General features: G+C 69.1%; 22 protein-coding genes and 1 tRNA gene. 9 read left to right on the top strand and 14 right to left on the bottom strand.

Going from position 1 to position 25863, the window contains the following annotated elements; genetic code table 11:
* Window positions 1–26: 26 nt before the first annotated feature.
* From B3I25_RS01260 to B3I25_RS01245, 4 genes are all read right to left on the bottom strand, one after another.
* Complete coding sequence (locus B3I25_RS01260; RefSeq protein WP_085106533.1) at window positions 27–1130, bottom strand: type I restriction endonuclease; 1104 nt, start codon at window positions 1128–1130, stop codon at window positions 27–29.
* Window positions 1131–1256: 126 nt separating this feature from the next.
* Window positions 1257–1604, bottom strand: a complete 348-nt coding sequence (locus B3I25_RS01255; RefSeq protein WP_085106532.1) for a GNAT family N-acetyltransferase — start codon at window positions 1602–1604, stop codon at window positions 1257–1259.
* A gap of 44 nt (window positions 1605–1648) precedes the next feature.
* Window positions 1649–2659: a pirin family protein gene (locus B3I25_RS01250; protein ID WP_286737564.1), complete on the bottom strand. Its 1011-nt coding sequence runs from the start codon at window positions 2657–2659 to the stop codon at window positions 1649–1651.
* Window positions 2656–3168: a carboxymuconolactone decarboxylase family protein gene (locus B3I25_RS01245; RefSeq protein WP_286737563.1), complete on the bottom strand. Its 513-nt coding sequence runs from the start codon at window positions 3166–3168 to the stop codon at window positions 2656–2658. The genes B3I25_RS01250 and B3I25_RS01245 overlap by 4 nt, the downstream gene beginning before the upstream one ends.
* Window positions 3169–3463: 295 nt before the next feature.
* Here B3I25_RS01245 and B3I25_RS01240 point away from each other — a divergent pair, with 295 nt between their 5' ends.
* Both B3I25_RS01240 and B3I25_RS01235 read left to right on the top strand, forming a co-directional pair.
* Window positions 3464–3934 (top strand): MarR family winged helix-turn-helix transcriptional regulator, encoded by a 471-nt coding sequence (locus tag B3I25_RS01240; protein ID WP_098053616.1) that lies wholly within the window; start codon window positions 3464–3466, stop codon window positions 3932–3934.
* A gap of 129 nt (window positions 3935–4063) precedes the next feature.
* The gene (locus B3I25_RS01235) at window positions 4064–5194 is read left to right on the top strand and encodes a DUF808 domain-containing protein (RefSeq protein WP_286737561.1); all 1131 of its coding nucleotides are present in this window, start codon (window positions 4064–4066) and stop codon (window positions 5192–5194) included.
* Here the strand turns inward: B3I25_RS01235 and B3I25_RS01230 are convergent.
* Both B3I25_RS01230 and B3I25_RS01225 read right to left on the bottom strand, forming a co-directional pair.
* A complete protein-coding gene (locus B3I25_RS01230) occupies window positions 5172–6311 on the bottom strand; it encodes a saccharopine dehydrogenase family protein (protein WP_144998481.1) in 1140 nt (379 codons plus the stop codon). The two genes, B3I25_RS01235 and B3I25_RS01230, sit on opposite strands and share 23 nt — an antisense overlap.
* 88 nt (window positions 6312–6399) lie before the next feature.
* Complete coding sequence (locus tag B3I25_RS01225; protein ID WP_286737560.1) at window positions 6400–7143, bottom strand: hypothetical protein; 744 nt, start codon at window positions 7141–7143, stop codon at window positions 6400–6402.
* A 129-nt stretch (window positions 7144–7272) separates the two neighbouring features.
* Here B3I25_RS01225 and B3I25_RS01220 point away from each other — a divergent pair, with 129 nt between their 5' ends.
* From B3I25_RS01220 to B3I25_RS01210, 3 genes are all read left to right on the top strand, one after another.
* Window positions 7273–8112 carry an arylamine N-acetyltransferase family protein gene (locus tag B3I25_RS01220; protein WP_193520003.1) on the top strand — a complete coding sequence of 280 codons (840 nt, stop codon included), beginning with the start codon at window positions 7273–7275 and terminating at the stop codon, window positions 8110–8112.
* Between the two features lie 239 nt (window positions 8113–8351).
* The gene (locus B3I25_RS01215; RefSeq protein WP_286737559.1) at window positions 8352–9824 is read left to right on the top strand and encodes an LGFP repeat-containing protein; all 1473 of its coding nucleotides are present in this window, start codon (window positions 8352–8354) and stop codon (window positions 9822–9824) included.
* Window positions 9825–9992: 168 nt separating this feature from the next.
* The gene (locus B3I25_RS01210) at window positions 9993–10205 is read left to right on the top strand and encodes a DUF2087 domain-containing protein (RefSeq protein WP_064845580.1); all 213 of its coding nucleotides are present in this window, start codon (window positions 9993–9995) and stop codon (window positions 10203–10205) included.
* A 179-nt stretch (window positions 10206–10384) separates the two neighbouring features.
* Here B3I25_RS01210 and B3I25_RS01205 read toward each other — a convergent pair.
* The 3 genes from B3I25_RS01205 to B3I25_RS01195 all read right to left on the bottom strand — a co-directional run bounded on the left by B3I25_RS01205 (window position 10385) and on the right by B3I25_RS01195 (window position 12378).
* Window positions 10385–10468, bottom strand: a tRNA-Leu gene (locus B3I25_RS01205).
* 119 nt (window positions 10469–10587) lie between these two features.
* Window positions 10588–11451 carry a metal-dependent hydrolase gene (locus B3I25_RS01200; RefSeq protein ID WP_286737558.1) on the bottom strand — a complete coding sequence of 288 codons (864 nt, stop codon included), beginning with the start codon at window positions 11449–11451 and terminating at the stop codon, window positions 10588–10590.
* Between the two features lie 288 nt (window positions 11452–11739).
* Window positions 11740–12378 carry a YdcF family protein gene (locus tag B3I25_RS01195; RefSeq protein WP_286737557.1) on the bottom strand — a complete coding sequence of 213 codons (639 nt, stop codon included), beginning with the start codon at window positions 12376–12378 and terminating at the stop codon, window positions 11740–11742.
* Window positions 12379–12495: 117 nt separating this feature from the next.
* On the opposite strand from B3I25_RS01195, the gene B3I25_RS01190 reads away from it, so the two are divergent.
* Window positions 12496–12972 (top strand): acyl-CoA thioesterase, encoded by a 477-nt coding sequence (locus B3I25_RS01190; protein WP_064845578.1) that lies wholly within the window; start codon window positions 12496–12498, stop codon window positions 12970–12972.
* 33 nt (window positions 12973–13005) lie between these two features.
* On the opposite strand, the gene B3I25_RS01185 is transcribed toward B3I25_RS01190, so the two are convergent.
* From B3I25_RS01185 to B3I25_RS01175, 3 genes are all read right to left on the bottom strand, one after another.
* Window positions 13006–13557, bottom strand: a complete 552-nt coding sequence (locus B3I25_RS01185) for a DUF2617 family protein (RefSeq protein WP_206399605.1) — start codon at window positions 13555–13557, stop codon at window positions 13006–13008.
* A gap of 183 nt (window positions 13558–13740) precedes the next feature.
* Window positions 13741–14790: an aldo/keto reductase gene (locus tag B3I25_RS01180; protein ID WP_286737556.1), complete on the bottom strand. Its 1050-nt coding sequence runs from the start codon at window positions 14788–14790 to the stop codon at window positions 13741–13743.
* The gene (locus B3I25_RS01175) at window positions 14787–15422 is read right to left on the bottom strand and encodes a tetratricopeptide repeat protein (protein ID WP_035964882.1); all 636 of its coding nucleotides are present in this window, start codon (window positions 15420–15422) and stop codon (window positions 14787–14789) included. Before B3I25_RS01175 ends, B3I25_RS01180 begins: the two co-directional genes overlap by 4 nt.
* A 105-nt stretch (window positions 15423–15527) precedes the next feature.
* Here B3I25_RS01175 and B3I25_RS01170 point away from each other — a divergent pair, with 105 nt between their 5' ends.
* The gene (locus B3I25_RS01170; RefSeq protein ID WP_064845575.1) at window positions 15528–15974 is read left to right on the top strand and encodes a YsnF/AvaK domain-containing protein; all 447 of its coding nucleotides are present in this window, start codon (window positions 15528–15530) and stop codon (window positions 15972–15974) included.
* A 196-nt stretch (window positions 15975–16170) separates the two neighbouring features.
* Window positions 16171–16716 (top strand): histidine phosphatase family protein, encoded by a 546-nt coding sequence (locus B3I25_RS01165; protein ID WP_064845574.1) that lies wholly within the window; start codon window positions 16171–16173, stop codon window positions 16714–16716.
* A gap of 13 nt (window positions 16717–16729) precedes the next feature.
* Here B3I25_RS01165 and B3I25_RS01160 read toward each other — a convergent pair whose 3' ends face one another.
* Window positions 16730–17563, bottom strand: a complete 834-nt coding sequence (locus tag B3I25_RS01160) for a formate/nitrite transporter family protein (protein WP_206479192.1) — start codon at window positions 17561–17563, stop codon at window positions 16730–16732.
* A gap of 341 nt (window positions 17564–17904) precedes the next feature.
* Here B3I25_RS01160 and B3I25_RS01155 point away from each other — a divergent pair, with 341 nt between their 5' ends.
* Complete coding sequence (locus tag B3I25_RS01155) at window positions 17905–22986, top strand: NAD-glutamate dehydrogenase (RefSeq protein ID WP_286737555.1); 5082 nt, start codon at window positions 17905–17907, stop codon at window positions 22984–22986.
* Between the two features lie 53 nt (window positions 22987–23039).
* On the opposite strand, the gene B3I25_RS01150 is transcribed toward B3I25_RS01155, so the two are convergent.
* Window positions 23040–25787, bottom strand: a complete 2748-nt coding sequence (locus B3I25_RS01150; RefSeq protein ID WP_286737554.1) for a multicopper oxidase domain-containing protein — start codon at window positions 25785–25787, stop codon at window positions 23040–23042.
* Window positions 25788–25863: the final 76 nt, after the last annotated feature.

Below are 25863 nucleotides of genomic sequence, written 5' to 3'. Positions count from 1 at the left end.
GCATTCCGTGAACGAGCTGCCCCGGATCAACCGTTGAAGCGGTCCACCGTTTCGCGTAAGGCGTCGCTGAACCCGTAGATCTGCTCGAGTGCGTCGATCCCGTGGCGCGTTTCCACCTTGTTCTCATCGAGAAGGCCCACGTACTTGCGGCTCCTGTTGAAATGCAGGCGGGCGATCGTCTTGCGATTGTTATTGTCCAGCAGAACCGCGCAATACGATTTCGCGTCCCGGTAGGTCACCCGAGACATGTCGACCCGATCGCACACAATCGCGCGGATGATGTTGAACGCGGTGAGTTCATCCGCCGTAGTGACGATGTCGTCCTGGCTCTCCTCGAGATCTCGTTCGGCTTCCTCCCGGCTGGTGATCTCTTCGGTGACGTCATCGCCGGAGGGTAGGGACGGGGGCACCGAGCTCGCGCCGAGCGCGGTGGCGAGGCGATTGTTGACCTGTTCGTTGAGGAATTGCTGGGATGCTTTGCTCACCAGCGGCGTGAATTGTTCGCGCACCTTTTGAGTGAACGCACCTTCGTAAACCCGGTTGGTGAAGAACCGGACCCAATCATCGGATGGCTCCTTGAACTGAGCCGCAATGGCTCGTTTGATCTGCCCCACATACTTCAACTCGCCGGCAGCGTTGATGATGGAATCCAGATCGAATTCCGTCTTGCTCAGCTTGAGCAGTTCCGGGATCAACGTGGCATCGATGTCGAGCAGGTCCAGGACGAGGAACGGCTTGTCGTCCATTCGGTTGGGCGCATCGAGGTCGGTGTAGAAGTGGTACTTCTCCCCGTTCGTCAGAATGGCTATGCGAGCGTTCGTGACGGCGAAGTACCGGTACAGCTGTGAAGCGTGCTCGAGTGAAAGCGGTGACCCCACGTGCTTGCATTCGATGAGCATCTGGATCTGGCCGTCCTGGACGATCGCGTAATCGATCTTCTCGCCCTTTTTCAGGCCGACATCCGCCGTGAACTCCGGAACCACCTCGGAGGGGTTGAACACGTCGTATCCCAGGATCGTGGAGATGAAGGGCATGACGAATGCGTTCTTGGTGGCTTCCTCCGTTTGGAGTGCATCCTTTTGATGCGCGACCTTGTTCGCAAGAGCGGCCAGGCGTTCCGTGAATTCCATGAATTCCTCCGGGTGAGACAAATCAAACAGTGCAAGTGTCCCGCCGGGCGGGTGATTATGCACTTTCTGAATTGGATCCACCCTACCGACCCGCCGCTCCAATTCAGCGGGACGCGCCGTGCATGATTACCGATTCATCCCCGACAACGCCTGCAAATGCGTCGGGCGGACCGCAGTGGCGTGGGGCTGGTAGTCGTCGTGCTTGCCGAGCCAGGACTTGATGTAGGGGCACACCGGGACGATGGTCTTCCCGTCGGCGATGGTGCCGTCCAAGGCCACCCTCGAGAGCGTGGACGCGAGACCCTGACCGCTGTAAGCGTCGTCGACGGTCGTGTGGTAGAAGATCCGCCGCGGCTCGTCGGCGCCGTCGAACGGCAGGTAGTGCGCCTCGCCGATGACCGCGTCACCGTCGAGGAGTTCGTAGCGGTGCCCGTCGGCGTTGTGGCGGACGGTGATGTCGGATTCGGTTTCCACGGGACTCTCCTGGGTGGGATCGGGCGGGGCGGGATCGGGCGGGCTCAGCCGCGGGGTCGCAAAGTGACGGTGGGCAGAGCCGGGGCCGGCAGTGGCGCGGGCTGACCGTCGGGAAAGGGGCCGAAGCGCGGGTACGGGGTCCCGTCCGAGTAGGTTCCGGACTCTGGGGTGGGGGCCGGTTCGGGGTCGATCTCGGCCTGCCACTGCTCACGGTAGGCCACGACCTCCTCGTGGGTGCGGCCCACGAAATTCCACCACATCACGATCTGCTCCCCCAGGGGCTCCCCGCCCAGGAGCATGGCCCGCACGGGCTTCTCACCGGCGGTTAGGATCACGCTGTCCCGCCCCGTGGGGAGGTAGGCCAGGTGGTCCTCCGGGATCGGCGCCGAGTTCAGGCTCAGGTCCCCGGTGTCCACCAGGACCCCGTGCTCGAAGGACGGGTCCAGGTCCAGTTCCAGTTCCGTTCCCGGCTCCATGAGGATCTCGGCGGCCACCAGCGGGGGTGTGTAGGTGTTCACCGGGGAGGTGGATCCGGCCAGCTCACCGATGAATATCCGCAGCTCGGCGCCGTGGTTCTTCACGGGCTCTGGCGTGTAGTGCTCGAAGGTCGGTGCCATGTGACGGGTGTCGTCCGGCAGGGCGTACCACAGCTGCACGCCGTGCAGGGTGGTGGTGTCCGGGGTGGAGAACTCCTGGTGGGAGATCCCGCGCCCGGCGATCATGAGGTTGACCTCCCCGGGGCGCACGTCCGCGCTGTACCCGGCGGAGTCCAGGTGGGAGATGCCGCCGGTGAACAGCCAGCTCACCGTGGCCAGGCCGGTGTGCGGGTGGCGCGCCACGGACATGCCCCCGGTGTCCGCCACGGGATCGGGGCCGTAGTGGTCCAGGAAACACCACGCGCCGATGAGACTGCGATGGCGCTGGGGGAGGGTGCGGCGCACGGTCATCGCCCGCGGGCCACCCAGGGGCACGTCCCGCGGGGTCAGCAGGGCCGCCCCGGCACCGATCGCCTCGGTGCACAGGACCTCTTGCGGGTTGCTTTCCAGGTTGGTCATCGCGCACCTCCGGTGCTCGTGGTCGCACCGGCCGGCGCGGACGCAGTCTTACGGGGACGGACGGGGTGTCCGGACAGGATGGAGATCCGGTTGAAGGCGTTGATCGCGATCGCGGTCCACTGCAGGGCGGAGTACTGCTCGTCGTTCAGTGCTTCCCGGGCCGCGGCCTGCTCGGCGTGCCGCGTGTTCTCGTCGGGCAGCAGGGTGGCCGTTTCGGCGATGATCAGGGCGGCCCGTTCCACGGTATTGAAAAGAACGGTGTCACGCCATGCGGGGAGCACGGCGAGTTGCTGCGCGGTCACCCCGGCAGCCTCGGCCTTGCGGACGTGCAGGTCCAGGCAGAACGCGCACCCGTTGAGCTGGGACACTCGCACGTTGACCAGCTCCACGACCGAGGCGGGGGTGCCCGCATCCTCTGCAGCGGCACCGACCTTGCGGGAGAAGGCGTTGACCGCCCGCCAGCTGGAGGGGTCGGACTTGTCCAGGAAGAAACGGTCCTGCTCGGTCATGGCGGCTCCTCGTGGTTTCGTGCGCCGACTGTATTCGCCGGGGTCGACGACGCTGCTGTCGCGGCCACCCGGCGCGGGTCCGGGATGCGACGGGGCGGTCCGGGTGGAGATGAACTTGTTTAAACAGAAATATCTTCCTCGCAAGACTAACTTGCGGTCGGGGTCCGCTCAAGGGGGCGGGACAGGGTGCGAGGCTGGAGGTGGCTGCGCAAGAAGATTCTTAGACAAATGTTTCCGAGGCGAGGTAAAATCATCCCCCAGCTCAACGAGTTCTAAGGGCTTGAAAGGGGAGATCATGACCGCGCACACCGACACCGCTGCCCAGGCGGTGGACCCCGTGACCCTGTGGGGCCAGGTGATCGAGGGGTTCCAGAGCACCAACAAGAACCTGCACCGAGAGGTGGCCGCGGCCCATGCGTTGAACACCGCGGAGGCCGAGGCGTTGCTGCGGCTGACGTGCACCCCGCACCAGCGCATGCCCATGGCCGAATTGGCCCGTCAGGTGGCCTTCAGCACCGGCGGTTTCACCAAGGTCGCGGACCGGCTCACCAAGCGCGGCCTGGTCCGGCGTGCCCCGTGTCCCGAGGACCGGCGCGTCGTCTACCTCGAGCTCACCGCCGAAGGCCGCACCACGGCAGGGAAGGTTCGTGATCTCGTGGCCGAGACGATGACGGCCACGTTCGTGGACGTCTTGGGCCCCGAACGCGCCGTCGTGGTCGCACAGGCGATGGCCGATCTGCACCGCAGCGGAATCGACCGCGCGTAGCGGTCTCGGCGACCGAGGCGCGAACCACCTCGGACAGGGGCCGATGCCGCTCGTGGTTCGCGCCGGCCGCGGCACCCTTTACGCTTGTCCTTAATCGAGATAGCTGAGCACATGGATTGAGGGAGCCTGATGGCCGCTGGACTGGCTGCGCTGCTGGATGACATCGCGGCACTCGCCAAGCTGACCGCCGCGAGTGTGGACGACGTTGCCGGGGCGGCGGGGCGTGCGAGCGCCAAGGCCGCGGGCGTCGTCGTCGACGACACCGCGGTGGCCCCGCGATTCGTGCAGGGTGTTAACCCCAAGCGAGAACTACCGATCATCAAGAAGATCACGATCGGCTCCCTGCGCAACAAGCTGCTGATCATCCTGCCGGTGGCCCTGATCCTGAGCCAGTTCGCGCCGTGGTTGCTCACGCCGCTGCTGATGCTGGGCGGCACGTACCTGTGCTTCGAGGGCGCGGAAAAGGTGATCGAGCACCTGTCCCACCAGGAGCACGCCCCCAACGAACCCGCCGCGGACCGCGGTCCGGAGGCGGAGAAGAAGATCACCTCCGGGGCGATCCGCACGGACCTGATCCTCAGCGCGGAGATCATGGTGATCGCGCTCAACGAGGTCTCCCACGAGCCGTTCCTGACCCGCACGCTCATCCTGATCGTGGTGGCGATCTTCATCACGGTGCTCGTCTACGGCGTCGTGGCCCTGATCGTGAAGATGGACGACATCGGCCTGGCCCTGGCCCAGAAGGACTCCGAGGGCGCCCAGAAGTTCGGCCGGGGCCTGGTCAAGGCCATGCCCACGGTGCTGTCCGTGATCTCGATCGTGGGTGTCTTCGCCATGCTGTGGGTGGGCGGGCACATCATCCTGGTGGGCATGGCCGACCTCGGGTTCACCCCCGTGTACGACTGGGTCCACCACCTGGGCGAGTCAGTACACCACGTGGCCGGGGTGGGCCCCGCGCTCGCGTGGCTCGTGGAGACGTTCTGCGCCCTAGTGCTGGGCATCGTGTGGGGTTCCATCATCGTGGGCATCGTCCACGTGCTGCCCTTCGGCAAGAAGCACGGCGACGACGACGTTCACTCCTCCGATGCCGCCGGCCGTGAGTCCTCGGATGCCGACGACGCCGTGTCTACCCACCGGGGGAACGCCGCCGCGGTGCGCGGAGCGCCGTCGTCCGGGGTCTCGGCGACCGGGGCGCCGTCCTCAAAGAACTCCCATGAGGACGGCGGCTCGACCGCGGTCAGCGAGCCGCCCCGGGGCTGACCTCCCGCAACCCCGCCGAAGCGCACAGCTCCACGAGGCCTTCCATGCCGAAGGCCTGCAGCGGGCCCACCACCCCGCGCGCCCGTGAACGGTCCTTGAGCACGTGCTCCGCGCCGGCCGCCAACAGGTGGCCGGTGAGCGTGTAGACGTTGGGACCCGCCACGCGGACCTCGGACACGGTCTCGCCCCGGGAATCGGTGGCCACAGCGATGGCCAGGGAGGACGACTTCACCCGCTCACTGGCACTGGGCCCACCCTCGGAACCGGTCAGGGCGGTGATGCCCTTGCCGAGCGCCTTGCGGGCCAGGGACGAGGAACCGGCCACGGCCATCACGGGCAGCGCAGCCTTCATGACTGGCCCCGGCGCGGAGAACCACCCGTTGAACACCTCGATGTTCGCAACCTTCGGGAACGCGTCCGGCAGGAACACGATCTCGCTCCCGGGGACCATCACCGTGTTGCGCTTCGCCCCGTCCACCGTGAACGTGTGTTGCCGCGGTATCCGCCCCGGCTTCTTCCACCGGTGATCACGCCACACCAGGAACGGTTTGCTCAGCTCTTCGAGCATGGTGGTCATGGTCCCGCCGCTCAGCCCGGTAGGGCCCGCCCCGGGGGCGAAGTAGCCCACCCGCAGGGTCTCGGCGCGGTCCCCGGCGCGTTCCAGAGCCAGGGATCCCGCGAGGATCCCGGGCACGTAGTCGTAACCGAATGCGGGCAGCATGGTGCCGCGGGGCGCATCACCCGGTGCAGCGGCGTCGTCGGGCGCGGCGGCAGGATAGCGCTCCTGGAGCCGACGCACGAAGCCCACCTCACCCGTCGAGTCCAGGTAGTGGGCACCCTGGGCCGCGGCGGCGTCCGCGGCCACGTCCCCGAGTCGCTCGAAGGGACCCACGGTGGTGACCAGGACGTCCCCCTCGGAGACCAGCGCGCGGACGGAATCGGGCTCGGCCAGGTCCGCGGTCCGCACGTCCAGGCCGCCCAGCGTGCAGGCCAGCTGGTTCAGGGGCCGTTCGCGGCGCCCGGCGAGGACGGGGCGCACTCCCCGTTCCACGAGGGACTCGACCACCAGGCGGCCGGTGTATCCGGTGGCTCCGAAAACCACCACGTGAGCGTTCATGGGTGTCCTCCTGCGCTGGGACGGACCGCAACGGGTGCCGTGCGGGCTGGTTCGTCACGTTACGGGATCGGGCCGGAGTGCGCGACGATTACGCGGGCTCCCCGCGCACCACGTCCACGTGCACGTGGTCCAGGTGGCGCAGGATCTCGTTCGCCGGCGCGGGCGCGTTGTAGGGGTGCCAGCGCCCGGCGGGGGAGCGCGAACCCCAGACCATGTCGTCGAAGATCACGTACTGGACGTCCAGGTCCTCGGCGTGGGCCACGAGCCAGTGCGCGAGCTGCCACCCCTGCCGGCGGTTCTCCTCCGTCACGGGGCGGAAGAACACGTCGACGGCGCGCCCGTCGTAGTGCGTGGAATTCTCGCCATGTCCGTGGCCCACACCGCCCGGGGCGAAACCGCCGAGGCTCAGGGGGCCGAAGACCTCGATCATCGCGTCCCGGACCGCTTCGGCCCGGGGCGTCAGCCCGGAGGGGGTGATCTCCTGCGCCTCGAGTCCCTCGCTGCTGTGCCCGCGGCAGCGCAGGCTGGGCCCGGCGTCGTCGGGCGGGCCGTGCGTGAGACGCTCCATGACAGTCGGCTCCACGCCGGGTACCGCGGAGGCGTCCGCACCGCGCACGACGGCGGTGGTCGCGGCTTTGGCCTCCTCGCGGGTCAGAGGGACGTCCCCGTCCTGCGTGGTCACCGTGCATTCCGCCCTGCCCAGTGCGGGAGGGGCACTCGACACGATCGAACGCAGCGGTCCCGAACCGGCCCACACGGCACCCACCACGAGGGCCAGCACCACGAGCAGACCCCACATCCAGCCGGCGACGCGTCCCGGAGCGCGGCTCATGAGGGGGACGGGGACGTGGTGTGCGGATGCATGGCGGGTCCTTGTCGGGGTGCGGTCGTGTGTCACCATGATGCCGGGTCAACCTTGCCGTGCCCCGCGTACCGGCCCGCTCCCGTGCCCCCGGAGGTCATGATGAACGAACGCCCCGCGTCCCCGTGGCGGATCGAGGACGTGGACGTCCCCGGCTACCTCGCGGCATTGGACGTCGACGCCGCGCAGCTCGCCGCCGCCCCGCGGGACCTGAGCCTGCTCGAACGGCTGCACCGCGCCCATGTTTTCACGTTCCCGTTCAGCAACGTGGAGGTGCTGCTCGGACAGCATCCCGGGGTGGAATTGGCGACCGTGCAGGACCAACTCGTCCGACGCCGCCGCGGCGGGTACTGCTTCGAGCACTCGCAGTTGTTCGCGGCCGTTCTGGAAACGCTGGGCTTCACCGTGCGCCGCGCCCTGGGCCGCGTGCGTTCGTTCGACAGCCCCCGCACCCACATGACCGTGCTCGTGGACCTCGCCGGCACACGCTACCTGTGCGATCCCGGCTTCGGTTTCAGCATCACGGGTCCCATCCCGTTGGACGACGGCGCGCGCCGCGTGGAGGGGGACCGCACCTTCTCGATCGGGCGGGTCACGGACGAGGGCTGGCCCGTGTGGTCGTTCGAGCGGGACGGGGCCATGGAACACGTGCTGGACGAGTCCACCATCCACCCCGCGGACGTGCGGATGGGCCACCTGCAGACCTCGACCGGTGCGGAGTCCATATTCCGCCATCACCTCATGGTCATGAAGCACACCCCGCGGGGCCACGTGACCGTGACCGAACACGGCACCACCGTGCGCACCCCTGGGCGGCCGACCCGGCAGCGGGAACTGACGGCCCCGGAGATCGTGACCGAGGTCCGGGATCTGGGCGTGCGGATCACCGAGGAGGAAGACGCGCAGCTCACCGACGTCGTGACCCGGATGAGGGGCTGATCGGGGCGGGATCGGCGGCCGCGGGCGGCCAGTCGTGGGGGGGGCGACGGCTGCGAGCGGCCGGGACACCAAAAATTAACGCGGCACGGGCTTCGCGTTCGCAAAATTCGATCACGCCGATGGCATGATCTTCACCTGGCTGAGCATTTCCCCCGATGCTCGGCCAGCGCTGCGCCCGGAATGAGCTGACCGAGCGGGCCACAACTGAATACCCCCCCCCATGTAGAAAGCAGCCCCCCATGCGTTTCTTCCGTTCCTCCGTGGTGCCCGCGGCGGCCCTCGCCGTGGTCACGGCGCTGTCCCCGTTGGCGCTCTCCCCGTCATTCCTGGCCCCGGCGAACGCCGCTCCCGCAGTGACCGCTCCCGCGGTTCCCGCGGTCCGGACCGCGCCGCGGGTTCCCGAGGCGCCCGTGCACGCGGCTCAGGCCCCCGCCCTTCCCGCGACCGCCCATCACAAACCCTTCAAGGCCGCGGGCAAGAACTCGAGCTACCACATCTACACGAACGGCATCGACCGTTCGAAGGCCGTGGGTGTGCTGTTCTACCTGGGCGGCGACTACGACAACCCCGGCGAGACCTGGGTGCACAGCCCCCAAGGGACCGCGCTCACAGCACTGGCCGCTCAGGCCCGCAAGAAGAACATGATCCTGGTGGTCCCCATCTCCCCGGACCACAAGCTCAAGCCCAACGGCATCACGTGGTGGGAGGACGCGGACGGCAACGGCGACTACTTTCGCGCGCTCAAGGACAGCCTCGTGAAGACCTACGACCTGGACACCTCCCGCGTGTGGCTCGCCGGCTACTCGGGTGGCGCGGAGTTCATCACGTACGAGCTGCTGGCCGATCGGCAGAACTGGATCCGTGGCGGCGGTGCGACAATCATCGGCGGCGGCGGTGCCAGCGGCATGCAGACCGCGCCGAGTGCCGCGGTGCGCTCCCTCCCGATCACATGGCACGCGGGGACCAAGGACGTGGCCGGCAGCACCAACCCACCCACGTGGTCCGCGTCCGCCGCCGCAGCCCAGGGCATGAAGCGGTTCCGGGCGGACGGGTTCACCCGCGCCTCCCTCAAGACCCTGCAGGGCTACGACCACGACGACTACGACATCGTGGGCCTGATCGCCCAGGGTTTGGCCACGCTGCCGCCCGCGCCGACGACGACGGGCCAGACCGCCACACGGGGCACCCCTCAGACGTCCTGGCTGCGCGGGGCCATCCGGACCGACTACGTCGCCACGGGTGGGATGGGGACATATGGGCAACCGACGTCGGCGGAGAAGCCCACGGGCCGCGCGGGCGGGGTCTACCAGGGCTTCACGAAGAACTACACGTATTACTGGAGCCCCGCGACCGGCGCCCACCCCGTGAAGTGGGGGACCGGCATCGGTAACGCCTACAAGGCTGCCGGTCTGGAGCGCGGGTGGGGCTATCCCGTAATGGCGGAGCGCAAGATCCCCGGCGGCGCCTACCAGGACTTCCGCAACGGCAACGCCCGCTACCGCGCCATGTACTCCCCGGCCACGGGCACCCGCGTGATCAAGCTCAGCGGCGGGATCGGTACGGCCTGGCAGAAGGCCGGGCACGAACACGCGTGGGGGTACCCCGCGACCGACGAGTACGCCGTCTCCGGCGGTATGGCCCAGCGCTTTTCCCGCGGTGTGGTGGCCACGTGGCACCGCTCCACCGGCAAGGTCACGGTGAGTCGGGGGTAGCGGTACCCGACCGGTGCCCCGGACGCGCGGCAACCACCGTGCGTCCGGGGCGTGCCACCCGGGGTGTTGCGTCCATGGTCCGGACGAGGGCGTGATGCCCCGGTCCCCGCGCAGGGACACGACCGGCGCCTGCAGTTTCTCGGCCAGCGCGCGGATCTGATCCGCAGCGTGCCGGGCCTGCCCGTGCGCTGGGTCGACGACGTCGTGGCCGCGGTGGCCCGGCGGGTCGTGCGCCCCGGGGAAGCCGTCGCGGAGTCCGCGCTTAACGAGCGGCTGCGGATGTTCGTGCTCGACGTCGCGTTCTTCCGCCGGCACGCCGTGGACATGGGAGTGCTCAGGCGCGCCCCGGACGGGACCCGGTACGAACTGACCGAGGATTGAGCGGGGGCCGCGGCGCGAGGGGCCGGCCGCACCATCGATACGGAGGGTTCCCGCGGTCTCCGTCGGCTTCGGTTCTACGGAGCCGTCCGGTGGGGAGCGCCGGATAACGGTTGCCTTCGAGCGGCCCCGCGAATGACGAAGTCCCGCCCGACCTTCCGGTCGAACGGGACTTCTTGCGGTGCGCGAGGGGGGAGTTGAACCCCCACGCCCTCTCGGGCACACGGACCTGAACCGTGCGCGTCTGCCTATTCCGCCACTCGCGCTCGTTGTTCCACGTGGCATTCGCCGGTGAGCAACGTCGAAAAGAATACCTGACGCGTGCGACGTTTGGCGAATCGCGGCGTCGTCGACCTCTCGGTAGGGGCGACGGCGTTGTGGCGCCTCAGATGCTCACCGTGAGTCCCGCCCACGTGACGCCGGCGCAGAACAGTCCGGCGAGCGCGTAGAGCGTCACCGGGACCAGCAGGGCGATCTCCCGGGCGGAGCCCGCGTTGCCGAGCACGGGGAAGCGCACGAACGAGCGGCCTTTGTAGAACGTGGTGGGCAGCGGCAGGGACGTGCGCAGGGGCCACAACAGGTGGATCCCCTGGGTCGTGAGCAGGTCCCCCAGCATGTGCACGGCGCACCCGAGACCCACGGCCACCACGAACCAGCGCGGGTCCTGCGGGGGATTCACCGCGACGAACGCCCCCAGCAGGATGCCCACGATCCAGTTCGCGTGGGAGAGCCGGTCCGGGACGAACGCCAGGACCTTCACCGCGCACGCGATGAGCAGCACGGACAGCACCGCCGCCAGGGGCCACACCTGTCCTGGTAACGACGCCGCGGCGTCCGGGATCTCTCCCGCCTGACCTTCCGTCCCCGGCCAGGAGAAGGAGTTCCAGCGCAGGGCGTCCCCCACGGGGACGGACGCGCGCTGGGACAACAGCGCGAGGACGATGATCAGGAGCAGCCCCACGAGCGAGTGTGTGGCCCTGCGGTGGCCCCCGGAGAGTTTGCCGACCGCCCGGGCCACCCACGTGGACAGTGGCGGGAGGGAGCGGGCGACCGTGCCCCCGGGGTGGTCGAGATCCGGGAGCAGGGCCGCGCCGGCGCAGATCAGCGCGCCGGTGATGACGCCGGGGTCGCCCACGGGCATCACCCCCAAACCCACCGGCACGGAGACGTCGGCGAGGTGCACGGTGTAGGTACCGGTCAGCGCCACCCACGCGGCTGCACCGCACGCGGCATGGCTGGGGCCCATCATCGGGGGAACCTGGGCATGGTGGTGGTCCTCTCAAGACTTCGGGGAAGAAGCAGACCCCAGGGTAGGAACCGGTTCCGACCTGCATAAGCGGCTGCGGAGGCCGCCTCGGCGACCTGCTCGGATCCGCACTGTGCGCGGCAGTCGACCACCGCGCGTCCATGCCCCGTGCCATCCGTTCACGACGGTCGGTGCACCGCGCCTCAGTCACCCGCGTGGGGCCATGTCCTGCCCTGCCGAACCAGCGTGGGTGGGTCCGCGCACCACCCCTTGATTCGTGAGCGTGAAGCGTCAGTCCAGAGACTTGGGGTTCCAGGGGAGCTGCTGATCGCACCCCGGTGTGAGCCAGGCCTTGATGAAGCCGCCCGTCTGGTGCAGGTACTGCATGAGCAGGCTCTTGCCCGTGATGTGGAAGTCCACGGCGGACATGCGTAGCTCACCGGGATAACAGCGGGAGAGGATGAGCCGCGATCGGGGCACGTGCTGGGTGAAGGTCACAGCGGTCACGGTGTCCCACCCGCGTTCCTCGAAAAGCTTCTGCAGCTCCATGGCCTCGCCCTGGGTCGTGGACGGATCCGGTTTGAAGCAGATCACCTCCACGCCCTCCCGGGGCGCGCAGAACGGGCGGGTCGAGTAGTACTCCTGCATCCGCGGTGGTTCGTACGGCTGGGGGTCCGGGGCGGAGATCACCAGCGTGTCCGCCACGTGCTGGTTGAACACGAGGTCCTCCGCGTAGGCCATACGGGACGTGTCCGGCGGTCCGAGCACGAACACCGCGTCAGATCGTTTCGGCGGATCCACGCGGGGGTTGTCCAGCACCGCGTGGCACACCGCGAGCCACAGCACCACGAGGATCGTCAGGACGGTCAACACCAGCAGGGGCCACCGCCGCTTCTTGGCGAGGGTCTGCCCGGGGGCCGCGTGTGCCACGGATGTCCTTCCGATGTGGGGCTTTACAGGAATGCCGCGGATATCATCTCATCCAGCGGAACCCCTTCCGAGGCTTCTGCATCTCGAACCGGTAAACACCCACCAAGGAGTCAGCTCATGCGCTCGAACGACCACCTCGAACGTTCGATGACCTGCCAGGTTCCGCTCCGGTGGGGGGACATGGACTCGTACGGCCACGTGAACAACGTGGAGGTCGTCCGTGTGCTCGAGGAAGCGCGCATCGCCGCGTTCGGCGTCCCCGTAGGCACGGGCGAGCAGGTCCTGCCGGCCAAGATCCCCTTGTTCTCAGTGCTCCCGGAGGGCACCCAGGCGCTGATCGCCGAGCACCGGGTCAAGTACTTGCGCCCCCTGGCGTACCGCAACGTCCCCGTGGATGTGCGCGTGTGGGTGGTCTCCGCCCGGGCCGCCACCCTGGTCCTGGGATTCGAGATCCTCGACTTCGCCGACGGCGCTCCCTGCGTCCGCGCCCAGACCCAGCTCGCGTTCTACCTCCCGAGCACGCGCACGGTGGTGCGCCTGACCCCCGAACAGCGCGAACTGCTGGAACCGTATACGGCGCCGTCGCCGTTCTGACCTGCGCACACCCGCGCACCGCGCCGACGCCGCTCAGGCGGCGAGCTTCACCGGGGTCCGCAACCGCAGCTGCGCGCGGGTGCGCAGGATGTGGCCGCTTTCCGGCAAGACCCGCCACGTCCACCACAGCACGGCGTGGGAGTCCGGGTCCGCGTGGCACGTGGCAGCGGTGACCGCCGCGGGGTCCTCGGTGTCCTGGACGCACACGGCCAGGGGTGCCGCATCCAGGGTGTCGTGCAGGCGCGCGAGCTCCCGCTGCAGACCGCGAGGGGAGTGCTCGGTCACCGTGCAGCCCACTTCCACGTGCGAGGCGAACGGCGTGGGGTGGGCGATGCTGCACAGCGTGGGCAGTTGCGCTGCGGTGTCCTCGAACAGACCCACGGTCTCGACCCACTGCTCCCCGGCGTGGGTGATCACGCACTGGTGGTGCGAGGAACCCACACGCAGTTCCACGACCGTGTGCTCGTCCACTCGCAGCGAGCGCCCGGCCGGTGCGTCCAGCACGCCCAGATCCGTGCGGTACCCGAACTGTTCCGGGCGGCACACGACATGCCCGTGCAACGGGGTCAGCCAGCGATGCTCCATAGCCTTGTTCTCCCTCTTCGGCCCCGCGACAGTCCGCCGCATCGGCTTTACAGAAGAAAATATCCACCAAGCAGGGGCGCGAGCAAGCACCGGAAGGTCACCGTTTGATGACGACGCATATATGCCACCCGGGCCCACACGGACGCGGCGCGTGCCGGAACGGCTGCGGTGACAGGGGCTGGATCAGGGCAGCGGACGGCCCCGCGCCGCCGTCCACAGTGCGTACCAGTCCTCGTGGGTCATGAGCTCGGCGGCCCGCGGCGCCTGCGCGCACGCGGCGATCCGCTGCGGGTTCAGGGTCCCCACCATCGGGCGGATACCGTACGGGTGGCGCAGCAACCAACCCACCACCACGGCCTCGCGGGACACGCCCATGCGCTGGGCGAGCTGCTCCACGAGGGCGCTCGTCCGCCGTACGGGGTCCTCGTTCACACCGCCGGAAGACGACGCCGCACCCCCGGCCTCCGCACCGCCTATCCCGTCCTCCCCGGACGAGGCAGCCGGCGCGGACGTAGCTCCGGACGCGGGCGCGGGTGCACCCGAATAGATCCCGCCGGCCATGGCACCCCATGCCTGCAACTCGATCTCGTCCGCGATGCACTGGGCGAGCAGCCCACCGGGGAACGACACCCCGGTCCCCTCCGGGTGATTGGCGAGCACCTGGGACTCCACGAAATCGCGGTGCGCCAGGCTCATCTGGATCTGCACCGCGGTCACGGGCACGCTCAACAGTTGTTGGAACGCGGCCACGTGATGCGGCGTCATGTTGGACAGCCCCACGGAACCGATCAGGCCCTCACGGTGCAGTTCGTCCAGGGCCCGCGCGGTCTCGCCCAGGGGTGTGAGCGGATCCGGGCGGTGCAGGAACAACCGCTCCACGTGGTCCACGCCGAGCCGCTGCAGGGACCCCTCCAGGGAGGACCGCACGGAGTCACGGTCGAGTCGGTAGTGGACGGGTGAGCCCTGGGGCCCGGTGTTACCCGGCAGCTTGATCCCGCACTTGGTCTGGATCCGCACCGCGCGCCGCAGCAGGGCGTCCTCGGCCAGGATGCGACCGAACAGGGTTTCAGAGGCGCCGCCGATGTAGATGTCCGCGTGGTCGAAGAGTTCGAACCCGGCCCGGTGCGCGGCGTACACGGCCTCGCGAGCGACGTCGTACTGGGACGCCGGGACGGACTCCTGACCCCAGGAGCCACCCAGGGTCATGCACCCGTAGATCAGGGGAGTGCTCACGGGCGCCCGCCCTGCTGCTCGGCGCCGCGGCGCAGGCGGGCGGCCTCGGCGAACGCGGCGGCGGCCTCGTCGAGTTTGCCCGTGCTCTCGTAGACCGTTCCGAGCTCCGTGAAACAGTCGGAGCGGTCGCGCAGGGAATCGGGGACCTCCTCGTAGAAGTCCACGGCGCGGTTGTACGCGGTCACAGCCTGCGCGTTGCGCTGGGTCTCGCGGTAGACCCGTGCGAGGTTGCTGTAGCAGTCGGCCTGGTCGCGGGGTTCGTGGGGGGCGTCCAGGTACTGGCCCAGGGCGTCCAACAACTGGGTCTCGGCCGCGCGCAACTCCCCGGTCTCGACCAGCAGGGACCCCAGGATCAGGTGCGCGCGGGCCTTATGCTTGCCACTGCCCGGGAGCTGGGAAAAGTACTCGAGCGCGGTGCGGTATTCCGCCACGGCTTTGCTGGTGCGTTCCATGACCACGTAGATGTGGCCCAGGTTGTAGTGGCACGCGGCGAGTTCCTTGGCGGTGTCGCCGGATTCGTGGAACAGCTCGATGGCCTGCCGGTACGCGGTCTCCGCGAGGGCGTGCTCACCGCGGTCCTCGGCGTCCAGAGCACGCGTGAAATAACCGTTGCCGTCATCCGAGTAACTCATCAGATCAACCTCCCGGGACCCAGTAAGAATCTAAGGATGCTACATGGTGAGCCGATTCGGAACCCGGCTGCTAATCTCAAAACCACACTCTCCCAGGAGGTCAGGATGGCAGTACAGAACACCGCACCGGGGCAGGACTCGCGCGACCCCCGCCACGCAGCAGCCCCGGACGACGAGCATGCTTCCGTGATCCGTCACGAGGAGCGTCTGGTGATCAACCGCGAGGAGGAGGTCACCGGCCGTGCTCGGCTGCGCAAGTACGTGGTGAGTGAGCCCGTCCGCCAGGAGGTCACCCTCGCCTCGGAGGAGGCCAACGTGGTGCGCACCCCCATCACCGAGGAGGAGCGTCAGGCGTTCCTGGACGGTCGCGAGCTGCCCGTGGGTGAGGACGAACTGATCCTGTACCGCACCGAGCCCGTGGTGCAGACCATGCGGGTCCCGTACCAGCGTGTCCGCCTGGTCGCCGAGCGCGTCGAGCGCACCGAGGTGATCGAGGAGACCCTGCGCAAGGAGCGCGTGGACATCGAGACGGACGAGCGCCCCGCGCACTGAGCCACGCGGCGCCGCCCGCGGCAAGAGCTTCCAACGGACCGGCATCTCCGAGCGGGGTGCCGGTCCGTCGTCGTCCGCCCTCGCGACGGAACCCCCGGTCCGCGGCACCCGCGGTGGGCGCGGCGTCGTCCGCGTCCCCGCCACAGGGGGACGACGCCGCTGCGGCATCAGGGTGCCCGCGGGGTAGTTTGGTGGGGTGAGCGAAACGACCCTGACCCTGATCCGCCACGGCCAGACGGACTGGAACCTGCAACGGTTGTTGCAGGGCCGCACGGACATCCCCCTCAACGACACGGGCAGGGAACAGGCCCGCGCGGTGGGCCGGGAACTCGCGGCGTCGGGGCGACACTGGGACGCGCTGGTCTCCTCTCCCCTGCAGCGCGCACGGGAGACGGCCCGGATCATCGGGGCGCAGCTCGGACTCGCACCGGCGGGGACCTACGCGGACCTCGCGGAGCGCTCCTTCGGGGACGCGGAGGGCTACGACTGCACCGGGATGACAGAGGACGAGCGGCACGCGTTCATGGAGGAGCACGGTGAGGCGGCCGAGCACGTGGTGCAGCGGGGGATCGCGGTACTGCGCGAGATCGCCGCGCGGTACCCGCAGCAGGACGTGATGATCGTGGCCCACGGGACGTTCATCCGCCTGACTGCGGGCCGGATCCTGGGGGTCGAGCTGCCGAGCCTGCAGAACGGGGAAGTGGTCGAGGTGACCACGCAGCAGCTGGCTGCCGCCCCCTGACCGACCTACCGGACTACTGCTCTGCGCCGGGGCGAGCGGCCGCGGTCTCGATGGCCTCCGTGCGGGCCGGACGGTGCGCGTACATCAGCGCGAGTCCGGTGAAGACGAAACCACCCACCAGGTTGCCCAGCAGCACAGGGATCTGGTTCCAGATCCACCAGTCGCCCAGCCCCACGTCCGCGCCCATGAGCATGCCCATGGGGATCATGAAGAAGTTGACCACCGCGTGCTCGAAGCCCAGGCCGAAGAACGCCATGATGGGCAGCCAGATGGCGGCGATCTTGCCGATGGTGTCCTTGGAGACCATGCCCATGAACACGCCCAGGGACACGAGCCAGTTGCACAGCACGGCCTTGACGAACACCGTGACCATGCCCGCGAAGCCCATGGCCTGGTAGGCAGTGGTCTTGGCCGCGGCGGTGTCGGCGAACTTCTTGCCCAGCGCGCCGGCGTCGTGGGAGCCGAAGCCCGTGAGGGTGCCCGCGTAGAGCAGGGCGAACAGCGCAGCCCCGATGATGTGGCCGATGGTCACCATCAGGCAGTACCGGGCCACGGCCGACCACGGGACGAGTCCGCGCAGCGCGGCCATGGGGGTCAGGGCGAAGCCGCCGGTGAGCAGCTCCATGCCCATGAGGATCACGATGGTGATGCCGGCGGGGAAGAGCAGGGCGCCCACCACGGGCGAGCCGGAGCTCACCGTGGCCGACACTGCGAACGAGGTGGTGGCCGCGAGCACGGCACCGCCCAGCACGCCGCGCAGCACGAGGGCGCCGGAGGGCGCTGTGGCCTTGGCCTCCCCGGCGGTGACGGCGTTCGCCACCACATCCGATGGGTTCACGTTGGTCATGACTGCTCTGCTTTCTGTCGTGGGGGGGGGCGGGCCTGCGCCCCGGCTGCGGGGTCAGGGGCACCCGCAGTCGCCGGTGGGCGGGGTGCGAGGGGAAAACCGTAACTGCATGAGTGTAGGGCCGTGCAACGCTCGCGCGAACACGCGCGGCGTCTGGTCCCGGTGCTCGCGGGGTCCTATGGTGGTGGAACATGCGGCAGTGTGGCCGTGGGTTAGGCAGACGTCATGGGTTCCGGGGCGAGCGGTCCGGCGGAGGTCTGTGCGCCGTGCCCCACCGGGCACCACGAGCCACGCCGTGGAGTGACATCCCAACTCAACGACAGCTAAGGCGTGATGCAGCAGTGACCTCTCCTCAAGCCACCACCCAGGCCATCCCCACGGTGTGGCAGCGGCCGCGATGGAGTGCAGAGCAGGCGTGGCTCAACGAGTACTACCGCTCGGTCCCGGACGCGGACATGGCGGGAACGGACCAGCAGGTGCTCACGGAACGGGCGGAGAGCCACCGGGAGGTCGGGCGCAGCCGCCGGACGGACGAACTGTGCATCGAGGTCCGGGAGGACCACGGGGACACCGTGCTGTACATGGTCACCACGGACATGCCGTTCCTGGTGTCCACGCTGACCACGGAGATCGCCGCCAACTGGGGCGGCGCGAAGCTCGTGCTGCACCCGCTGCTGCTCGCCGCACGTGACTCCGAGGACGTGCTGAGATCCCTGGGGGAGGTCCCCAACATCTCCGCGGTCTCCTCCGGGGACACCACCTCGATCCCCATCACGGACGAGCTCGTGGGCGGCGCCGCCGGTGGGCGCTCACACACCGCCGTGGAGTCCTGGATCCGCGTGGAGCTGCACCGCACCCTGGACGAGCAGGCCCGCGGGGAGCTCGCGCGCCACATCGAGGCGCTCGTGGCGGACGTGCGCCGGGTTGCGGAGGACCAGGAGGCCATGCTGGAGCAGACCCGACGCATCGCCGACTCCCTCGCGCCCCTGGAGGACATCACGTTCGAGGACGGCTCGCGGCTGCCGGACGTGGGCGCGTCCCAGGAGTTCCTGGAGTGGCTGCGCGGCGGCAATTTCGTGTTCATGGGCATCAAGCGCTACGACCTCGAGGTGGACGGCGAGGACGCCGTGCTGCACTCGCGCCCGGACACGGGCCTGGGGCTGCTGCGGGAGCAGGGCACCGAGGGCCATGCCCAGAAGCTCACGGGCCTGGGCAGCGCCCACGCGCGCGACCACCAGGTGGTGTTCGTGACCAAGGCCAACCGCCGCTCCTCGATCCACCGCCGCGAGTACCTGGACTACATCGGGGTGCGCACGTTCGCCGAGAACGGGGATGTGGATGGCGAGTACCTGATCCTCGGGCTGTTCTCCCGCCACGCCTACTCGGTCCCGGCCCAGCAGACCCCGCTCGTGCGCGAGAAGGTGCAGCGGGTGGTCGAGCGCTTCGGCTTCCTCCCGGACTCCCACTCCGCCCGTGACCTCATGGGCATCATCGAGGACTACCCACGGGACGAGCTGTTCCACATGTCCGCGGAGAAGCTCTACGAGACCGCGGGGGGTGTGCTGGGGCTCAACGAACGACGCCAGACCCGTCTGTTCCTGCGCCAGGACACCTTTGGGCGCTTCATGTCCGCCGTGGTGTTCCTGCCCAGGGACCGCTACAACACCTCGGTGCGCCAGCGCATCGAGGCCCAGCTGTTCGAGGTCTTCGACGCCGAGGCCATCGACTTCGAGGTGCGCCTGACCTCCTCCTCCCTGGCCCGCCTGTTCTTCCGCATCCGGCTGCCCTACACGGGTGAGGTGCGGGACTTCGACCACGAGGACCTCGAAGCCCGCCTGCGCGCGGCGGTGCGCTCCTGGCCCGAGTCCCTGGGCCGGGCGATCGGCCTGGAGTTCGAGGATGACAAGGCCGGTGCGCTGGGCCCCGTGTGGGAGAACGCGTTCCCGGGCTCGTACCGCGAGGACTACGAGATCGAGGAGGCCATCCAGGACCTCAAGCGCTGCGAGGAGCTGTGGGGCCGCGACCCTGACCTGCCCGCGGAGGTGCGCGTGGCGCAGACCGCGGACGGCCAGGTCCGGCTGAACATCTACCTCACCCAGGCGCTGTCCCTCACCGAGCTGCTGCCGCTGCTGCACAACATGGGCCTGACCGTGCTGGACCAGCGCCCCTACACGGTCACCCCCGCGGACGGGCGCGAGTTCCAGCTCTACGACTTCGGTGTGGAGCTGCCCGAGGGTGTGGACCCCCAGGGCCCCGAGGACGCCAAGACGGAGGACCTCATCGAGCACACCCTGTGCGCGGTGCTCTCCAACCGCTCCGAGTCGGACAGCCTGGACCGCCTGGTGCTCACCGAGCGCATGGGCTGGCGCACCGTGGCCGTGCTGCGCGCCTACGTGCGCTACCTGCTGCAGCTGAACTACCCCAACTCGTTCGAGTTCATCGCGGACACCCTGGTGGACTACCCGCGGGCCACCCACGAGCTCGCGGAGCTGTTCTCGGCGAGCTTCGACCCCTCCCGCTTCACCGACGACGCCGCCGCCCGCGACGAGGCGCGCAACGGCGCCCTGGAGCGCCTGGCCGGGGTGCTCGACGGGGTCCCCAGCCTGAATGCGGACCGGCTGTTCCGCGCGCTCGCGGACGTGGTCACGGCCACGCTGCGCACCAACGTGTTCCAGAGCCGGCCCACCATGGCGTTCAAACTGGACCCGGCGGCCATCCCCGCGGCCCCGCAACCGCGCCCGGCCTTCGAGATCTGGGTGTGGTCCCCGCGCGTGGAGGGCACGCACCTGCGCTTCGGCCAGGTGGCCCGCGGCGGCCTGCGCTGGTCCGACCGGCGCGAGGACTTCCGCACCGAGGTGCTGGGGCTGGTCAAGGCGCAGATGGTCAAGAACGCGGTGATCGTGCCCACGGGTGCGAAAGGTGGGTTCTTCCCCAAGCAGCTGCCGGACCCCGCGACCGACCGCGAGGGCTGGCTGACCGAGGGTCGGGAGGCCTACAAGCTGTTCATCGCCTCCCTGCTGGACGTCACCGACAACATCGAGCGCGAGGTCGAGACCGGCACCGCGCAGGACGGGACCGGCGAGACCGCGCGGGACACGGCGTCGTCGTCCCGCGGTGATGCCACCCCGGGCTCCGAGGGCGGTGCGAGCGAGTCGGCCGAGACCTCCGGTGTGGCCGGGGACACCGTGGTGCACCCCGAGAACGTGGTGCGCCGCGACGACGACGACTCCTACCTGGTGGTCGCCGCGGACAAGGGCACGGCCGCGTTCTCCGACACCGCGAACGCGATCTCCCTGGAGCGCGGCTTCTGGCTCGGTGACGCGTTCGCGTCCGGTGGGTCCGTGGGTTACGACCACAAGGCCATGGGCATCACCGCCCGCGGCGCGTGGGAGTCCGTCAAGCGCCACTTCTTCGAGCTGGGCGTGGACACCCAGTCCGAGGCGTTCACCGTGGTGGGCGTGGGCGACATGTCCGGGGACGTGTTCGGCAACGGCATGCTGCTGTCCGAGCACATCCACCTGATCGCCGCGTTCGACCACCGGGACATCTTCCTGGACCCCACCCCGAACGCCGCGGCCTCCTACCAGGAGCGCGAACGGCTGTTCACCGCCGGGCGTACCTCGTGGCAGGACTTCGACCGGGACGTGATCTCCGAGGGCGGCGGCGTGTACTCGCGCCGGGACAAGTCCGTGCCCATCACCCCGCAGGTGCGCGAGGCGCTCGGGATCGAGGACGACGTCGAGTCGCTCAGCCCGCAGGAACTCGTGCGCAGGGTGCTGCTCGCGCCCGCGGACCTTTTGTACAACGGTGGCATCGGTACCTACGTGAAGGCGTCCACCGAGACCAACCAGGAGGTCGGGGACAAGGCCAACGACGCCATCCGCGTCAACGGCGAGGACCTGCGCGTCAAGGTCATCGGTGAGGGCGGCAACCTGGGGGCCACCCAGCTCGGGCGCACCGAGGCCGCGCTGAACGGGATCCTGGTCAACACGGACGCGATCGACAACTCCGGCGGCGTGGAGTCCTCCGACCGCGAGGTCAATATCAAGATCCTGGTGGACGGCATGGTCCAGGCCGGCCTGCTCTCCACGGACGAGCGCGCGGAGTTCATCGAGTCCATGACGGACGAGGTCGCCGAACTCGTGCTCCGCACCAACGTGGCCCAGAACGTCCTGCTGACCACCGAGCGCGCTCGCGGTGTGGAATTCACCGAGACGTTCATCCGGCTCATGCACTGGTTGGAGAAGCACGCGGACCTCAACCGGGAGCTGGAGTTCCTGCCCTCCGACTCCGAGCTGCGCGAGCGCGCCGCCCAGGGCCAGCCCCTGACCGGCCCGGAGCTGTCCGTGCTCACGGCGTACGCGAAGATCCAGCTTTCCGCGGCACTCGTGGACAGCCACCTCGCGGACGACCCCTGGTTCCACCGCACGCTGTCCCAGTACTTCCCGGCCCAGATCCGGGAGCGCTTCGATGACAAGCTGGACACCCACCCGTTGCGCCGGGAGATCATCGCCACCGTGGTGGCCAACCAGATCATCAACTACGGCGGGATCGCCTTCGCGTACCGCGTGGTGGACGACTCCGGTTCGGACCTCGTGGACGTGGCCCGCGCGTTCACTGTGGCCATGGAGATCTTCGAGCTCGAGAGCTATGCCACCCGCCACGCCCAGCTGGACGCGGACGTGCCCCTGGAGCTGTGGAACCGGATGTCGCTGCGCATGCGGCGGCTGCTGGACCGCGTGGTCCGCTGGTTCCTGCACCGCCAGGACACCGACTCCGGAATCCAGGAGCTCGTGGAGATGTACCGGCCCATCGTGGCACTGCGCTTCGGCAACGACCGCTTGCTGGGCGAGGAATCCGCCGAGCGCGCCCGGACCGAGGCCGAGCTCGCCGAGCGCCAGGGCGTGCCCCGCGCACTCGCCGTGGAATGGGCGGAACTGCTCGACGCGTTCGCGCTGCTCGACGTCGCCCGGCTCGCCCAGGCGCAGGGCATCGCGGGGTACGAGCCCGGCGACGCCGCGGCGTCGTCGGACGATACCGCGCAGGGTTCCGGCGAGGGCGTGACCGTGCAGATGATCGCCCGCGTGTACTTCGCCCTGTTCGACCGCTACGGCCTGGAGAACCTGCTCAACCGGATCACGGCCCTGCCGCAGACCACGCGGTGGGAGAACATGGCCCGGATCGCCATGCGCGAGGACCTGTACTCCACGCTCGTGGCGCTCGCGGGTCAGGCCCTGGACTCCCCGGGGGACAACGCCCAGGAGAAGGTCCAGGCGTGGGAGCAGGAGAACGCGGACCGGCTCGAGCGGTTGCGGGAGGTCCTGGACGAGATCGAGTCCATGGCCGACAGCGGAGACGCCGGCGCCGAACTCGCCGCGCTGTCCGTGGCGCTACGGACGCTGCGCAGCGCACTGACCGACTGAGTCGGGACGTGACCGGGGGTCCGGGTGACGATGCGACGTCGCCCGGGCCCCGCTCACTCCTGGACCCGGATCAGCCCCCGGGCGCCCCGCTCGGCCTCGGCGAACGAGTGATTGACGAACGTGTAGGTCCCGGGCTCGCGGAAGTGGAGTTCCACGAAGCCGCCCTGCGCTGGTGCGAGATTCAGGGCCTGAGCGCCACCCGTCCCACCGGGATTACCGGGTCCATCGGGAGAGAGCTGGTACGCGCCCTCCGTGTAGACGGTGTCGAACTGGCCGCCCACCACGTGGAAGCTCAACCCCTCGGACGGGCCGGCCGCGAGCACCCAGATCCGTACGCGCTCTCCCGGGCGGGCCGTGAGCGGGTCGTGCATGTACTGGGTGGCATGGCCGTTGAACATCGTGAACGAGGGTTGCTTCGCGGCGATCTTCTCCGGATCCACAACCGCGTTGACCCCCTCCGGGAGGCCGGGTTGATCCGGGGACGGGGCCGCGAGGTACGTCTCGCTCTGCACGAGCAGGTACTCACGGTCCACGCTCGGCAGGTTCGGGGGATCGATGATCACCGCGCCGAACATGCCTGCTGCGACATGACTGCTCATGGGCATGGTGGAGCAGTGGTAGAGCCAGATCCCGGAACGGTGGGCCGTGAACCGATACACGAGCGATTCGCCGGGGGCGATCGTGCGCATGGCCTGGTCGGGGGAGATGTCCCCCGCGTGGAAGTCCACGGAGTGACCCATGGTGCCGCCGTTGGTCAGGGTGATCTCGAAGGTGTCACCCACCTTCCCGCGCAGCGTGGGCCCCATGTATTGACCGTTGTAGGTCCACACGTCCTGGGTCACGCCGGGGGCCACCTCGCGGGCCACTTCCTGGACGTCCAGCGTCATCCGGTGCACGGTTTCGTTCGATGCGGGGGCCAGTTCGGGGGAGCGGGTCGTGAAACCCTCACCGGGGACGGCGTTGAGATCCGCCGCCTGCGCCGGGTCCGTTCCGGTGTGCTCCGCGTGCCCGTGTGAACCGTGGGCGTCATCCGTTCCGGTGGCGGTGACCTCTTGGCCCTGTGCGTCCACGGGAATCACGTCGACGGTCATCCCCATGGAGCGGTGACCGATCACCGAGCACCAGCCTTCCAGCCTGTCGGTGATCACTCCCACGTCCACGGTCGCGGAGGCTCCCGGGTCCAGGCGGCCGGAGGTGGCGCCGTTGGCGACGACGAGATCGTGCACCGTGGTGGGGTCGTCGTTGGTCAGGTGGATCACCAGGCGGTTTCCCTGAGGTACCCGGATCTCGGACGGGTCGAAACGCATGTCCTGCTGGGCATGCATCCTGATCTCGGTGGTTTCCCCGGTGCCCTCCGCGCTCGAACTGTTGCTGCCCGTGAGAGAGAAACCCGCGGACTGGGGCGCGACGGCGATCCCCGCCGCGATCGCGAGCAGCACCGTGAGTACCCCGGCCAGGAACTGGGGGGCCGTTCCCATCCCGCGGCGGGAGGACTCGGCAGCGGTCGCCCCGGTGCGGTCCGTGGGTGCGGTGCCGGCCGCGCGTTCGGCGACGGCGCGGCGTCGTGCGGCGATGGCCGCCTTGGCCGAGGAGATCATGAGCGGGATGAAGGCTGCGAGGACCACGGCCCCCACGATCGACACGAGCGCGCGGACCCACGAGGGCAGGACCCCGGCGGGCAGGGCGAACAACGCGATGCACAGGTTGGCGACCGTGACGCGGTAGACCCCGGCGCGGTTCATGGCGGCCAGAGATGCGCGGACGGTTGCGGGGCCGCCGCCCATGGTCGAGGGCAGGATGTAGCTCATGGCGCCGAAGAGAGTCTGCACCAGGAATCCCGCCACGAACGGGATCGTGAGGGACTGCGCCACGGAGGTCTCCACCCCTCGGGTCAGCACGAGCCACGCGGCCAGCACCGTGGTCATCACGAGCCAGGCGATGCCCGAGGCCACGGACCATCCCATATAACCCTCGGGGCGGCGCTGCATCCCGGTGCGCAGCATGAGCCACCCCACCGTGGCCGCGCCGGCGGCGTAGAGCAGCAACGCGGCGGCCGTGAGCGGGGCCGTTCCGAGCACCGCGAACACGGCAGCGAGGAGACTGCCCGCGGCCATGAGGGGCAGAGCGATGCGTGACAACCGCACCGCGTCGTGGCGCATCCGGGTGCGCAGGATCGTGGGCCACAGCGTCAGCAGGGTCGCGCACACGGTGAGGCCCACGAAACCCAGGACATTGACGGCCTGGTGGGCCAGCAGCAGCCGGGAGTGCCACGTCGCGGAGAGGTCGCGGGCCAGGATCGTGCCGAACACCGCCCCCACGGGCAAGAAGAACGCGGCCGTGGCGTACCAGCGCACGGTGAGTCCGAATCTCGCGGGCAGTGCGGTGCGCGATTGTGCCAGCAGGGCCAGGCCGTGCCAGGTGAGCATCACGCCGATCACGGTGGCCGCGGCCACAGTGAGCCACCACCACCCCGCGAGCATCCCCACGATCAACAGGGCGGTGCCCACCGTGACCCCGTAGATCCGCACGATCTGCCGCGGACGGCCGGAGTCCGGGAGCTTGTGGTGCAGCAGTGCCTCGGTGAAGTGCTGGGACCACACCATGATGGACGTGGTGATCAGCCCGAGCGTGACCATGTGCACCATGAGCCATCGGGTGTCCGGGATCCACCGGTGCGCTGCGATCACGATCACGAGGGCCACGAGCCACCAGCGCACGGGCTTGCCCGCGGTGCGGTGCCATGAGCGGCCCCTGCGGGCGGTGGAGGTGCTGGGCCGCTGCGGGGCACTTATGGGGAGCACGCTGAATCCGTTCCATAATTGGTGTACGAAATACCATAATAGGCGGCTGCCGGTTCCGCCCGGACCGCCGCCCGGA

Origin of the sequence: Kocuria sp. UBA1838 (assembly GCF_002338785.1) — a bacterium.
In the GTDB taxonomy this organism is placed as follows: domain Bacteria; phylum Actinomycetota; class Actinomycetes; order Actinomycetales; family Micrococcaceae; genus Kocuria; species Kocuria marina.
Note: the sequence above shows the minus strand (reverse complement) of the source record. Positions and strands in the feature narration are given on the sequence as shown.

What these genes read in the sequence shown, in the direction of transcription:
- B3I25_RS01260 (WP_085106533.1), bottom strand. Translation starts at nt 1,130, where the DNA reads ATGGAATTCACGGAACGCCTGGCCGCTCTTGCGAACAAGGTCGCGCAT.
- B3I25_RS01250 (WP_286737564.1), bottom strand. Translation starts at nt 2,659, where the DNA reads ATGACCAACCTGGAAAGCAACCCGCAAGAGGTCCTGTGCACCGAGGCG.
- B3I25_RS01245 (WP_286737563.1), bottom strand. Translation starts at nt 3,168, where the DNA reads ATGACCGAGCAGGACCGTTTCTTCCTGGACAAGTCCGACCCCTCCAGC.
- B3I25_RS01240 (WP_098053616.1), top strand. Translation starts at nt 3,464, where the DNA reads ATGACCGCGCACACCGACACCGCTGCCCAGGCGGTGGACCCCGTGACC.
- B3I25_RS01235 (WP_286737561.1), top strand. Translation starts at nt 4,064, where the DNA reads ATGGCCGCTGGACTGGCTGCGCTGCTGGATGACATCGCGGCACTCGCC.
- B3I25_RS01230 (WP_144998481.1), bottom strand. Translation starts at nt 6,311, where the DNA reads ATGAACGCTCACGTGGTGGTTTTCGGAGCCACCGGATACACCGGCCGC.
- B3I25_RS01225 (WP_286737560.1), bottom strand. Translation starts at nt 7,143, where the DNA reads ATGAGCCGCGCTCCGGGACGCGTCGCCGGCTGGATGTGGGGTCTGCTC.
- B3I25_RS01220 (WP_193520003.1), top strand. Translation starts at nt 7,273, where the DNA reads ATGATGAACGAACGCCCCGCGTCCCCGTGGCGGATCGAGGACGTGGAC.
- B3I25_RS01215 (WP_286737559.1), top strand. Translation starts at nt 8,352, where the DNA reads ATGCGTTTCTTCCGTTCCTCCGTGGTGCCCGCGGCGGCCCTCGCCGTG.
- B3I25_RS01200 (WP_286737558.1), bottom strand. Translation starts at nt 11,451, where the DNA reads ATGATGGGCCCCAGCCATGCCGCGTGCGGTGCAGCCGCGTGGGTGGCG.
- B3I25_RS01190 (WP_064845578.1), top strand. Translation starts at nt 12,496, where the DNA reads ATGCGCTCGAACGACCACCTCGAACGTTCGATGACCTGCCAGGTTCCG.
- B3I25_RS01185 (WP_206399605.1), bottom strand. Translation starts at nt 13,557, where the DNA reads ATGGAGCATCGCTGGCTGACCCCGTTGCACGGGCATGTCGTGTGCCGC.
- B3I25_RS01175 (WP_035964882.1), bottom strand. Translation starts at nt 15,422, where the DNA reads ATGAGTTACTCGGATGACGGCAACGGTTATTTCACGCGTGCTCTGGAC.
- B3I25_RS01170 (WP_064845575.1), top strand. Translation starts at nt 15,528, where the DNA reads ATGGCAGTACAGAACACCGCACCGGGGCAGGACTCGCGCGACCCCCGC.
- B3I25_RS01160 (WP_206479192.1), bottom strand. Translation starts at nt 17,563, where the DNA reads ATGACCAACGTGAACCCATCGGATGTGGTGGCGAACGCCGTCACCGCC.